Below are 12607 nucleotides of genomic sequence, written 5' to 3' on the forward strand. Positions count from 1 at the left end.
GCGAGGTCGGTGCCTGAGCCCAGGCACCGGCCATTGCCCGACAAAACTAGAACGATGTCCGTGCATTTCGGGGAGGAGAGCAACCCATGAATATTCCGAATCGCATCCGCGCAACAGCCTGCATGGTGGTTGGCCTGATTGGCTGGTCAAGCAATGCAGCGGCAATCGAGTTCGACTTCGATCTGCTTGGCGAGAATTTCTACGGCGTACTGAACAACACCGTTACTTTCGGCGCTGCCTGGCGCATCGAGGAGCGAGATGACTTTCTGGTCGGCAAGTCAGCACTGAATCCGGACCTGTGCACAGCACAGTTTCAGAGCTGTCAGGGCTTGCACCGGACGCAGAATTTTCCGTCGGAACGACTGGCAAACGCGCCTGGCATGGCATCGCTGAACTTCGATGACGGCAACCTCAACTACGACAAGGGCGATATCACACAGGCGCCACTGAAGTTGTCTCAGGACGTCAAGATCGAATTTGGCGGCGGACAGTACGGCTTCTTCTTTCGTGGCATCGGCATATACGACTACGTCAATTACGAGGACTTCGAAGAGACGCGCGCCAACCTGATTACAGCAGAGAATGTCGATCGTGTCGGTATTACTGATCAGCCGACCACCGGCAATCGGTACGCCGAGCAAACCTTCGGTCCGGGTGAGCCAACCACCCTGATTCGTGACAAGGCAGAGGCCAAGGAAATCGGGCTGCGCTATGACCTGCTGGACGCCAATTTCTTTGCTTTCCCGGTCATCGGAGATCGTGAGTACGTGTTTCGCGTGGGCAAGCAGACCGTGAACTGGGGGCAGAGCACAGTCGCCGTCATCAACAGTGTCAATCAGGCGCAGCCGGTCAACGCCAACAGCCTGTACCGGCTGGGATTCGGCCTGCTTGAGGAGCTGTTCGTGCCGGTGGGCATGGTTCGCGGCGCGACGAATTTCGGCGACCTCGGGGTCGAGGTGTACTACCAGTATGAATGGGAGCCCATCGAGATTCCGACACCAGGCAGCTACATGTCATTTGTCGACATCGGGACCGACAATTTGCGAGACACCGTGCATATCTCGTTCGGAGGGTCCGCGGACGACCCGGACAACGTGGGTACGCTGCTCAACAGTCCATTGGCACAAATCACGCCAACCACGCTCAACATCGACCGCCGCCCGGATGTGGATGCGCGAGACAGCGGCCAGTACGGCATTGCGTTTAAGTACTTCGCCGAAGGGATCAACAACGGGACTGAGTTTGGTGCCTACTTCATGAACTATCACTCCAAGCTGCCCTACGTGAGCTTCTATGCCACCGATGCATCCTGTGCGCGGGCCGAGGGCAACGCGGCTGGTGCCAATGCCACCAACACCACGGAATTTCTGGGTCTCTGTCCCAACCTGCCGGTGGCCTTCGAGCCAGGGCGCTCGCAATTGCTGACGGACGCTGTTGCCTTGATCGCTCAACGGCCGGGCATTGCTGCCGACTTGGGTGGGGACCTCCTCGGGCTGGTATCGGGCCTGGTCGGTGATCCCTCGCAACCGCTCTCGGATGCGCTTCCCCTGGATTCATCGGCAGTCCAGGTCGAGTACCCGGAAGACATTCGGATGTTCGGCCTTGATTTCAACACGACGTTTGGCGAGTACGCGTTCCAGGGCGAAGTGTCGTATCGCCCGAACGTGCCGTTGCAGGTGGCTCTGATCGACTTGGCGTTCGCGGCCTTCGGGCCGACCCTGACGCGATGCCACGACGAAAGCTTGGGTTGCGCCGGGGCGCAGGCCGGGCTGGGCTTTGATGAGGCGGGGAACTACGTTGTGTATGACGGCAATGACCATGTCGATGCCCAAGGCAACAACCCGTACCCGGACACCGTAAACTTGTTGGTCGGTGCCGCGCCCGGTTCTGCGCGGTCTTTCCCCAACTTCATAACCACGTTTCGAGGTGGAACCGTTGGCGAGAATGCGCCAAACAGCTACATCCAGGGCTGGATCCCCGGCAAGGTGGCGCAATACAACCTCGGCGCGACGCGTGTGCTGGGTGCATCGGAGAACTGGATCTTTGCAGACCAGGTGATTCTGCTGTACGAGTTGGCCGCCACGCATGTGTTGAACATGCCCGACTTCGACCAACTGCAGATCGAAGGCCCGTTAACCGCGACCACGCATGCCAGTGCGGGTGCGAACGGCAGTGGGGCCGACGGATCGCGGCTGGCCTGTGCTGGCAACCCCAGTTGCAGTGTCGGCCCGGATGGCTTGCGCTTCAATCCCTTTCAGGCGCCGCGCAATGCCTTCGCCGACGCATTCTCGTGGGGATATCGCGTGGTGGGGCGGCTTCGCTATGAAAGCTTGGTCCCCGGTGTGGCATTGCAACCATTGTTCATCTGGCAGCACGACATCCAAGGCAACGCTCCCGGGCCGGCCGGCAATTTTGTCCAAGGACGCAAGACTTTCAACCTGCTGCTCGAGGCCACATACCGCCGACGCTACTCAGCGACGATTGCCTACAACGCATTCTTCGGTGCCGGCGAAAACAACCTGTACCAGGACCGTGACAATCTCGGCTTGTTCCTCAAGTACCAGTTCTGATCTGTCGGCCATGATTCGAGGAGAATTCACATTGAAAATAGCCCCACAAACGTCCCTTGGGTGGCTCGCGCTGCAATGTCGAGCCGGTCTGATCGGGGCGGCCGTGATCGGCTCGGCCACCCATGCCAGTGTGCCGGAGGGAACCGCACCAGCTGAAACCGCAGTCAAGTCCGTCAGCACGTTGTTGACGGATATCGTGAAAACCGGTGACCAGTACGTGGCTGTCGGCTGGCGCGGCCACATCCTGCGCTCGGACAATGCACGTGACTGGCATCAAGCGAAGGTCCCGGTGAACGTGTTGCTCACCGCGGTGGAATTCGTGGACCCGCTTCGGGGCTGGGTTGTCGGGCACGATGGGGTCATCCTGCACACGACCGACGGGGGCGAGCAATGGGTCGTCCAGCAATTCAACCCGGGCGCATCAGCACTGCTCGACGTGATGTTTTTCGACGCATCCAATGGCATCGCCGTTGGAACCTACGGTGCGATGTTCAGTACCAGCGACGGAGGCGTGACCTGGATCAGGTCCGAGAACGCACTGACCGAAGAAGGCTTTCACTTCAACGACCTGACGCGCTTGGGGAATGGAGCCGTTCTGGTGGTTGGAGAATTCGGGACTTTGGCTATTTCCACAGACGCCGCGGCCACATGGTCTGCCGTGGATTCTCCTTATGACAGCTCCTTGTTTGCAGCGGCCCCGCTGGGTGACCGCGGTGCCGTGATCGGCGGACTGCGCGGTAATCTCTTCGTCACGCGCGATGTCACAAGCGGGGAGTGGGCGCGCATCGACAATGCCGCCAAGCAGTCCATATTCGGTCTCACCCCGCTGGGCGATCAGCGATACGCCGTTGCGGCGCTCAATGGCACGCTACAAGTGCTCGATGGCCGCACACTCAAACAGTTGACGCTGGACAAGGCCAAGGCGGGCATTCCACCTGCCGAGCCCTCAGGCCCACCCTATGTATTAGTGCTGTCCGACGATGTAGATCGAGAACTGGGGGCTTTTGTACGAGCCCTTCCGCTCGGGAGTGGGTTGTTGACAGTTGGTGACGCGGGTGTCCGCTACTGGCGATGAAAATTCGCTGAACCATTCACGCGGTTTGCGAAGCGAGAACTCACGGACCTAGGAGAGAACCAATGGGAAAAATCACTTATATCGAGCACGACAACACTGAACACGAGGTGGAACTCGTGGTTGGTTCGACGCTGATGGATACAGCCGTCAACAACGCGGTGCCCGGCATTGACGGCGACTGCGGTGGGGCATGCGCATGTGGAACCTGCCACCTCATCGTGTCGGACGAGTGGCTTGGCCGACTCGGCGAGCCTGGCAGCGATGAACTGCAACTACTCGACATGACGCCGGAGCGTTGCAAAACATCTCGCTTGGGGTGCCAGGTTGAAGTGACAGAGGCGATGGACGGCCTGATCGTTCGACTGCCCGAATTCCAGATGTAGCCAGTGGAGGCACAATCATGAACATCCATACACGCACAATGAATACGGTCGCCCGTGTGGTGCCGATGCACCTGCAGATCAAGGGTGCACATCTATTCTACAAGGCTAGGACCAAGGTGTTCAATACGCCCGAGTTTCCGGCTTTCGTTGAAGAGCCCGTGCCAGATGTGTCAACGCTGGCCCTTGAGGACATCGATGTCAGCAATCCGTTCCTGTTCCGGCAGGACAAGTGGCGTTCTTATTTCAAGCGTCTGCGTGATGAAGCGCCCGTTCACTACCAGAGGAACAGTCCTTTTGGTCCGTTCTGGTCGGTCACACGCTACGAGGACATCCAGTTCGTGGACAAGCACCACGAACTGTTTTCGGCGGAGCCGTTCATTGTCCTAGGCGAACCCCCTGACGAGCTGACCATCGAAATGTTCATCGCCATGGACCCGCCCAAGCACGATCAGCAACGTCGCGCTGTACAGGGTGTTGTGGCACCCAAGAATCTCAAGGAGATGGAGGCGCTGATTCGTGAACGGACTCAGGATGTGCTCGACAACCTCCCGGTCGATGAGCCATTCGATTGGGTCAACAATGTTTCCATCGAATTGACCGCACGCATGTTGGCGACCTTGCTCGATTTTCCCTACGAGCAGCGTCGGCAACTGGTGTATTGGTCCGACCTGGCCGGTGGGGGCGCAGAAATCACTGGGGGAGAAACCGATACCGACCTGCTGTTCGAAGGCATGTCCGACATGGCCAAACAGTTCTCGTTGCTCTGGCGCGACAAGGAAGCCAGGTTGGCCGCAGGGGAACAGCCAGGCTTTGATCTGATCAGTCTCATGCTGAGCAACGACGACACCAAGGACCTGATCGACCGGCCGATGGAGTTTCTTGGGAACCTGGCCTTGCTAATCGTGGGCGGCAACGACACCACGCGAAACTCCATGAGTGGCGGTGTGTATGCACTGAACCAGTTTCCGGACGAGTTTGCGAAGTTGAAGGCCAACCCGGACTTGATACCCAACATGGTGTCCGAAGTGATTCGCTGGCAAACGCCACTGGCTTACATGCGGCGAGTTGCCAAGCAGGATGTTGAGCTCAATGGCCAGTTGATACGCAAGGGTGACAAGGTGGTGATGTGGTACGCATCGGGCAATCGTGACGAGCGCGCGATCGAGCAGCCAGATGACCTGATCATCGACCGCAAAGGCGCACGCAATCACCTGTCTTTCGGCTTCGGCGTGCATCGGTGCATGGGAAACCGCCTTGCCGAACTGCAGTTGAAGATTCTGTGGGAGGAACTCTTGCAGCGTTTCGACACGATTGAAGTGACTGCTGAGCCCGAACGCGTGCAATCGAACTTCGTTCGTGGTTACTCGAAAATGATGGTCAAGTTGGGTTCCAAATAGGGGTGTGCCAGCCTGAGGCATCGGGCTGAAATTTGCCGCCAACGGTTATTCGCCAATCGCCTTTGTCATTGCCAGCATGGGAGCGACTGCCGTCCAGGCTAGGTAGCAACCTCAATTTCGTTGGACCGCGCACGCTGAGAAGGCACACTCATGAGCAATTCGAACCACGACTATGACTACGTCATCATCGGGTCTGGCTTTGGCGGCAGCGTGTCGGCCTGCCGGCTGACCGAAAAGGGCTACAAAGTAGCCGTGCTGGAACAGGGGCGGCGCTGGACGCCCGACAAGCTGCCCAAGACCAACTGGAGGTTCTGGGACTACCTGTGGATGCCGTTCCTGGCGATGAAGGGATTTCTGAGCCTGCGCCTGTTCCGGCACGTCATGATTCTGCATGGCAATGCGGTCGGCGGCGGTTCGATCACGTATGCCCAGACCCTGTTGGTGCCGCCGGATTCAGTGTGGCGCGATGGCAATTGGGCCGGGCTGGATGACTGGCAAGGGCAGATGCCCGAGCACTACGCCGAGGCGCAGCGAATGCTGGGGGTGACCGAAAACAAGCGCCCAGCCGCAAGCGACGCCAAGCTGCTGGACATGGCCAAGGCCGCCGGTGTCGAGGACAGTTTTTACTACACCAATGTCGGCGTATTCTTCGGCGATGATGGTGATGAACCAGGCGCAGAATATCCCGATCCTTACTTCGGCGGCGACGGCCCGTCCCGCAGATCCTGTATTGGCTGTGGTGCCTGCATGGTGGGGTGTCGGCATGATGCCAAGAACACGCTGGACAAGAATTACCTTTATCTGGCCGAGAAGCGCGGGGCCGAGGTGCTTGCTGAGACGAGGGTTGTGGACGTCAAACCGCTGAACGACAAGGCAGATGGCAGCGACGGCTACGAGATCACCACGGTCCCGGCGTTTGCCCGCTTTTTCGGCAAGCGCAGTACGATCACATCGCAGAATGTGATATTTAGCGCCTCATCGCTGGGCACCCAGGCGTTGCTGTTCGATCTCAAGGATCGAGGCTCGTTGCCCAATATTTCTGATAGCCTCGGCAAGCGTGTGCGTACCAATTCCGAGTCGATACTCGGCGTACGCTATCCCGGTACCGAGGAAGATCTGTCCAGAGGTATTGCAATCGGTTCGGGTATTTATATTGACGAGCACACCCATATCGAGGCGGTGCGCTATCCTGCTGGCTCGAACCTGATGAGCGGACTGTTCACCGTGCTGACGGGTGGCCGGGCAGGGCCGACGCGAATCGTGTCTTGGCTGATCGCCATGCTCAAACTGATCGTCACGCGGCCGATCGCTGGCATCCGGGCAGTCCTGCCTTACCGGTGGTCGCGCGAGACCGTGATTTTCTTGGTCATGCAGACCATTGACGGGCATATCAACATGCGCTGGCAGCGGCCTTGGTATTTCCCATTCACCAAGAAGCTCACCACGCATGGCGATCGGATCCCGACTTTTATACCCGAGGCAAACTCCTTTACCGAAAACGCCGCCAAGGCTACCGGCGGAGTAGGCCTGTCGACGATTAGCGAGATTGCTTTCAATGTGCCAATGACTGCCCATTGCATGGGCGGTTGCGCAATGGCCGAGTCACCAGATCGAGGCGTGATCGACGCGCAGAATCGGGTGTTCAACTACCAGAATTTGTACGTCGTGGACGGGTCGATGCTGAGCGCCAATCTAGGCGTTAACCCGTCGCTTACGATTGCCGCACTTGCCGAACGGGCTATGAGCTTTATTCCGGCAAAGGGTGAACATGGCTGCAGTGATCGGCTTGGGCGTGAACTAGGAGAGGTGGCATAAAGCAGTGCGCTCGCGCCTTGTTTCGCATCCATACGATTGGCTGAACCAAACCGTTAAGCCCGCGGTGTGCCACAGGTTTGGCGTACTCCAGACAACGCTCTTGCCAGATCGTTGCCTGGCATCCCGCCCGGCTTCGAAATAAAGCACGCGCCGCTTTCGGTCGCAACCCAAGAGCTGATTGTCACGTCAGCATTTCGACATGCATTGCTGCAATTTGATTGACTCGCTCTCGCTTGGTTTGGATTTTACCTTCTCAGCCAGATAGAACCGCCGCCAGCGGCGGACGTTGGGCAGCTTGGAAACACAGTGATGTATCAACTCGCTGGCACCGTAGGCTTGTTCATGCGGTTTCTGGCACCCGCCGCGTTGGTGTTGGCCGCACTGATGTCTTGGATCGCCAACCGCAAGCGTGCGTCGCTGCTTGAGCGGACTAAGCAACGCGGCGAGTCTGAGCCCCTGCTCAACCTGAGCTGGAAGCAATTCGAGAGCCTAGTTGCTGCCCATTTCGAGCAGAAGGATTACCACGTCACCCTCACCGCCGCTGGTGCCGATGGCGGGGTCGATGCCGTGGCCAAGAAGGATGGCGAGACTTTTCTACTCCAGTGCAAGCAGTGGCGAGCGACCCAAATTAGTGTCGGCGTCGTCCGAGAACTGTTTGGCGTGATGGCCGCCCAAGGCGCGACCGGCGCATACGTCGTCTCAGCAGGCCCATTCACAAGGCCAGCGGTGGAGTTCGCCGAGGGGCGCAATTTCGAAATCGTCGACGCGAACGAGATTGTGGGCACCGTAAAACGTCCTACTGCGGCGCCGGCCGTAGTACTGCCGACCTGCCCCAAGTGCAGCGCTGAAATGGTGAAGCGCACCGCTAAGCGTGGTGCGAATGCGGAAAACCAGTTCTGGGGGGCACAAGGTGCCCAGAATGCCGAGGCACCGCGCCAATTCCTTAGGCGAATTCGCTCAATTCAGGCATATCTTTGCTCATCTGCCTATTCAGGTATAACCCTTCCTGAGCGCAAAGTTATGTGCCAATCCACATCAGGGGCAGGGGGCTGGCTAAAAAGATGGTGGCCAAGGGCGGAATCGAACCACCGACACGAGGATTTTCAATCCACTGCTCTACCAACTGAGCTACTTGGCCATCAGGCTGACGCGAGTTCGAGCGGGCCGGTTGGTGATCCGCAGTTCGAACGGGGCTGCGGTCGACAAAAGGCTGGGTCGAGCGTCGCAGCGGTGGCGTATTAAAGCGGTAAGCGCCTCAAAAATCAACCGTCTTCTGCCGGGGGTGTGTAGCCGGTTTCGGCCAGTTCGCCCCCGAAGAAGAACTTTTCCATTTCCTGCATCAGAAAGTCGCGTGCCTTGGGGTCGGCCAATGGCAGCCGGTATTCGTTGATGAGCATGGTCTGGTGTGACAGCCACTGCGCCCAGGCATCGCGGGAGATCTGGTCGTAAATCCGTTGCCCGATCTCGCCAGGCAGTGGGGGGCGGTCCAGGGCGGGCAGCTCGGCATCGAGTTTTGCGCAATGCACGGTACGGGTCATGGGGCACGGTCCTCTTCGATGAGTCGGCGGATGGGCGCGGGTACGCCCGGTAGGTTGTCGGGGGCGTACCAGCTCATATTGTCGCCATCAGCGATGGCCTGTGCACCCCGGGCAAGCGCTGACATCGGGCACAGCTCCCAGGTGAAATGGGTCAGTTCGTGGACGAGCACCGGCCCGGGGCGCGGCGGTTCCACCAGCGCTAGCGGCGGGGTCGTGGCATCGTCGGCTTCCGGCAGCGACCAGAGTCCCCCCCAGATGCCCACGGGGGGTCTGCGCTCCAGCAGGTAGTGCCCCTGCTCGTTGCGAATCAACCACAGCTGTGAGCGGCGCCGCTTGCGATTGGCCTTGGGCTTCGGAGCGGGGAGTTCATGGGTTCGGTGGCTGCGATGCGCGACGCAGTCAGCGTTCAGAGGGCATGCGTGGCATGCGGGGGCATGACGGGTGCAAACCGTGGCGCCGAGGTCCATGGAGGCCTGGCTGTAGTCGGCGAAGCGTCCGGAGGGAAGCCGGTCTTCAGCAAGCGCCCAAAGCTGGCGCGCGACGGCACTGCGTCCCGGCCAGCCGTCGATACCCGCATGGCGCGCCAGTACGCGTTTGACGTTGCCATCGAGGATGGGCGCCGGCTGGTCGAAACCCATGGACACAATGGCACCGGCGGTTGACCGGCCGATGCCGGGTAGTGCTTCCAGTCCCGCCAAATCCGCCGGGAGCTTGCCGGCGTGCTGTTCACACAGAACCTGCGCCGCCTTATGAAGATTGCGGCCGCGAGCGTAGTAGCCGAGGCCCGCCCATAGCGACAACACGTCGTCGACCTGTGCGCTGGCGAGTGACTCGACGCTTGGAAAGCGTGTCATGAAGCGCGTGAAGTAATCGACGACTACAGTGACTTGGGTCTGCTGCAGCATGATCTCGGAGACCCAGACCCGGTACGGCGTGCGTGGCTGCTGCCACGGCAGGTGTTTGCGGCCGTGATCGTCGAACCATGTGAGCAATCTGTCAGCGTAGCTCGGCGGCAAGGCGTTCAATTCCTTCAGAGGTCTGTACGGCTTCCTGTTCCAGTTTGCGGCGGATGACCCAGGGGCCGATCACCGGAGGGACCCAGAAGTCAGGTTCGATCTCGGCTGTAAACGACAGGCAGGTCCGCTGCTCGCAAGGCCAGATGCGCCAGTTGGCAAGGCCGTAGCGGAGATTGCTTTCGTCCGGCCGGACGTGCGCGCTAACCGAACCGCCATTCGCAGCGGGGGCGAGTTCCATGTCCTGCACTTGTTCGAGCAGCTTGCAGAACCACAGCACGCACACACGGACATCGGTTTCCAGCACGGCCTTGTGAGTCGATGGCTGGTGGCGGATGGTCGCGCGTTGTACCGCCGGGTTGATGGCGGGGAGCTGATCGAACTGCGTCAGCACGGCGTAGGCATCCGACGGGCTGCTATCGAGCTGGACGGTCATGGCCACAGTGTGCCGACTGCCGACATGCTCGACCTGCAGTGATTGGACATCGGCGGCCGTGGCCTGGGTCGAGAGCAGGGCGCTAGCCGCCCCCATCAGCAGGTTCAGTCGTGGTTTGTTCAGTGCTCTGGTCCGTTCCGCGCTGGAGGAAATCCCCAAGCCTGTCGCGGAGTTTCTCACGGGCACGCTCTTTCTCTGCTTCAACTTTCTCTTCCAGCCGTGCCCTTTCCTCTTCAGCCTTTTGCCGCAGTTCCTCTTTCTCGGCCTCGATACGTTCATCGGCCTCGGCCCTGAGCAAACTCTTGACGTCGACACGCACCTTGGGGCTGGTCACCGGGCCGGTCACCGTGACCGGAATGGGTTTGCCCACGAGTGCATCCAGCCGTGAGCCCCCGGGGGCGGCTGTCAGCACCGGGTTCAGCTGGTAGTCCAGTTCCATGGACACCAGATTGACCGAGCCTTTTGCTGCGAGCGTGAACTGGTCTGCTCCGGCACTGAAGTCGGTGGTCTTGGCGACGCCGTTCTTCAGTGTCATGGATCCGCCAAACCGGTTAAAGCGGGTTTCGCCACCGGCCTGCGCTTCGGTGCTTTCTCCGCGCAGCTTGGACTCGGCAGCGGTGAGAACGCGACTGATGTCGATGCCTTTAATGGCACCATCTGACAGACCGAATTGGAGTGTGCCGCTGAGATGGCGGCGCAGGTCACCCACCGTGCGCCCCTGGCTGGTGAGGTCATACGTCACCAGGCCCTTGCCCTGTAGCCAGTCCTTGTCCACCAGATCTTGCAGTAGATTCCCGAATAGCAATTCATCCAGCGACCCCTGGAAGCGGTAGGTGGGCGATGCGTCGGCGGCGCCCGCCACCCGGTTCTCGATACTGACATCACCGCCATAGGCCTTGGCGGTCAGAGATTGCTGTAGCGGCTGGCCGGGCTTGCCCTGCACACGCAAGGTGGCGTCATTAAATGTCATCCCCGACGCCTGCAATTCGGCGATGGCAAATCGGCCGTCGACGTTCAGACCGGCCAGGACATCCAATGGCAGTTCAATCTCGTTGATGTCGCCACCCTGGGGTTCGTCGGTGTCGGTGGTCTCTGGCGATTCGGTGGGCGGGGGTAGGTACCGATCCAGGTTGATGCGATCGACGTCGAGATCAAAGGCCAACGCCTGGCGCTCAAAATCCTGGACACCGGCCGTGCCGGTCAGGGTTGTGTCGTCGAGCGTCAGTGTGAGCTGGCGAATCTCCGCCGATGTACCGCCGGCGCTAAAGCGCGCATCCAGCGTGGCCGACTGCAACACCGAATTGTCCTCGGTCGCAGGGGGTTCGATCGCCAAGGCGCGCAACACGCTGCGTGGATTGAAGCGTTCGGCGACGAGCTGCCCCGATAGCTGGGGCGCTTCGCCGTTGAGCTCGGTGGCGTCCGCGGTTCCTTTCAGGGTGATCCCGGCGGCTTGCACCGTCAGTTCGGTGAGCTTGGCCACCCCGGCAGGTTGATCGAGCTGGGCGCTGGTGGCCACGGTGAACTGCTGCTTGCCGGCCGGTACTGCGTCGCCCTCGGCGGTGCCTTCCAGGCGCAGATTGTCCAGCGTGAACTGGCCGGCATCCGTGTCGGCAGCGAGCTTTGCAACCAGGTCAATGGTCAGCGTCGTTGCCGGCTGCGACAGCGAAACCACGAATCGGCTGGACACGGGGATCGGGTGGGTGGCGTTGGCTGAAATGCGCCCCGTGGACAGGCTGAAGTCCGACAGCGCGACACGCTGGCCGGTGCTGTCATCACGCCAGGTAACCGCCGCATCGTCGATTTCGATGGCTTCGACGGCCAAGTTCGTGATTTCGAATCCGGTCTCGGTCGAGGGGGCGGGCGGTTCTTCAGGTTCTGTGTCCTCCGCCTCGGAGGCGGCGATCAGGTCATCCCAGTTCGTCTGCCCCGATGCATCGCGCGCCAGGTTCAGGCGCATGCCATCCAAACGCACGGTGCCGATCTGGATCTGCTTATCGAGCAGGGGCAATAGTCGAATGCTGACCCCGAAATAGCCGATCTCGGCAAAGGGGTCTGGCCCGAATCCCTCCGCATTGCCCAGCACCACATCGTTGGTCTCGACACCGAGCCAGGGGAAGATCGACAGCTCCAGGTCACCGCGCATTGCAAGATCGCGACCCGTTTCCTCTTCGACGATGCTCTCGATCTCGGCGCGGTAGTCATTGGGGTCGAAAGTCATCACGAGACCGACGGCGGCTACCACCACCAGGGTGACAAACAGTCCGAGGATGACGAGTGCGATTTTCAGCGGTTTGGCCATGCAACTTCCCTGTGCAAAACGACGTGATCGGGCAGCGGCGCCCGGGGCTTGGAGGGTACCAGCGCCGCAGAGTTCCGGTGT

At 60.1% G+C, this 12607-nt stretch carries 9 protein-coding genes, 1 tRNA gene and 1 pseudogene; 6 read left to right on the forward strand and 5 right to left on the reverse strand.

Annotation, left to right across the window (positions count from 1 at the left end; all coding sequences use genetic code 11):
* Positions 1-86: 86 nt before the first annotated feature.
* From DEH80_RS12450 to DEH80_RS17820, 6 genes and pseudogenes are all read left to right on the forward strand, one after another.
* A complete protein-coding gene (locus DEH80_RS12450; protein ID WP_207774592.1) occupies positions 87-2570 on the forward strand; it encodes a DUF1302 family protein in 2484 nt (827 codons plus the stop codon).
* A gap of 10 nt (positions 2571-2580) precedes the next feature.
* The gene (locus DEH80_RS12455) at positions 2581-3645 is read left to right on the forward strand and encodes a WD40/YVTN/BNR-like repeat-containing protein (RefSeq protein WP_109720836.1); all 1065 of its coding nucleotides are present in this window, start codon (positions 2581-2583) and stop codon (positions 3643-3645) included.
* 62 nt (positions 3646-3707) lie between these two features.
* Positions 3708-4028: a 2Fe-2S iron-sulfur cluster-binding protein gene (locus DEH80_RS12460; protein ID WP_109720837.1), complete on the forward strand. Its 321-nt coding sequence runs from the start codon at positions 3708-3710 to the stop codon at positions 4026-4028.
* Positions 4029-4045: 17 nt separating this feature from the next.
* A complete protein-coding gene (locus DEH80_RS12465) occupies positions 4046-5425 on the forward strand; it encodes a cytochrome P450 (RefSeq protein WP_109720838.1) in 1380 nt (459 codons plus the stop codon).
* 150 nt (positions 5426-5575) lie between these two features.
* Positions 5576-7240, forward strand: coding sequence for a cholesterol oxidase (choxAB, locus tag DEH80_RS12470; RefSeq protein WP_109720839.1), 1665 nt, complete (start codon positions 5576-5578; stop codon positions 7238-7240).
* Between the two features lie 384 nt (positions 7241-7624).
* Positions 7625-8008 (forward strand): annotated as a pseudogene (locus DEH80_RS17820) (restriction endonuclease); the annotation flags it as partial.
* 294 nt (positions 8009-8302) lie between these two features.
* Here the strand turns inward: DEH80_RS17820 and DEH80_RS12480 are convergent.
* The 5 genes from DEH80_RS12480 to DEH80_RS12500 form a co-directional block, all read right to left on the reverse strand.
* Positions 8303-8378: transfer RNA gene (locus tag DEH80_RS12480), tRNA-Phe, on the reverse strand.
* Between the two features lie 124 nt (positions 8379-8502).
* Positions 8503-8778, reverse strand: coding sequence for an oxidative damage protection protein (locus tag DEH80_RS12485; protein ID WP_109720840.1), 276 nt, complete (start codon positions 8776-8778; stop codon positions 8503-8505).
* Positions 8775-9770, reverse strand: a complete 996-nt coding sequence (gene mutY / locus DEH80_RS12490; RefSeq protein ID WP_243412810.1) for an A/G-specific adenine glycosylase — start codon at positions 9768-9770, stop codon at positions 8775-8777. The genes DEH80_RS12485 and mutY overlap by 4 nt, the downstream gene beginning before the upstream one ends.
* Positions 9771-9774: 4 nt before the next feature.
* The gene (locus tag DEH80_RS12495; protein WP_165831460.1) at positions 9775-10323 is read right to left on the reverse strand and encodes an SRPBCC family protein; all 549 of its coding nucleotides are present in this window, start codon (positions 10321-10323) and stop codon (positions 9775-9777) included.
* Entirely contained in the window at positions 10310-12526 is a 2217-nt protein-coding gene (locus DEH80_RS12500; protein WP_109720843.1) for an AsmA family protein, read from the reverse strand. The genes DEH80_RS12495 and DEH80_RS12500 overlap by 14 nt, the downstream gene beginning before the upstream one ends.
* Positions 12527-12607 lie beyond the last annotated feature (81 nt).

It is taken from the genome of Abyssibacter profundi, assembly GCF_003151135.1.
Taxonomy (GTDB): domain Bacteria; phylum Pseudomonadota; class Gammaproteobacteria; order Nevskiales; family OUC007; genus Abyssibacter; species Abyssibacter profundi.

Coding starts and splice junctions, on each gene's coding strand:
- DEH80_RS12450 (WP_207774592.1), top strand. CDS start 87: ATGAATATTCCGAATCGCATCCGCGCAACAGCCTGCATGGTGGTTGGC.
- DEH80_RS12455 (WP_109720836.1), top strand. CDS start 2,581: ATGATTCGAGGAGAATTCACATTGAAAATAGCCCCACAAACGTCCCTT.
- DEH80_RS12460 (WP_109720837.1), top strand. CDS start 3,708: ATGGGAAAAATCACTTATATCGAGCACGACAACACTGAACACGAGGTG.
- DEH80_RS12465 (WP_109720838.1), top strand. CDS start 4,046: ATGAACATCCATACACGCACAATGAATACGGTCGCCCGTGTGGTGCCG.
- choxAB (WP_109720839.1), top strand. CDS start 5,576: ATGAGCAATTCGAACCACGACTATGACTACGTCATCATCGGGTCTGGC.
- DEH80_RS12485 (WP_109720840.1), bottom strand. CDS start 8,778: ATGACCCGTACCGTGCATTGCGCAAAACTCGATGCCGAGCTGCCCGCC.
- DEH80_RS12495 (WP_165831460.1), bottom strand. CDS start 10,323: ATGGGGGCGGCTAGCGCCCTGCTCTCGACCCAGGCCACGGCCGCCGAT.
- DEH80_RS12500 (WP_109720843.1), bottom strand. CDS start 12,526: ATGGCCAAACCGCTGAAAATCGCACTCGTCATCCTCGGACTGTTTGTC.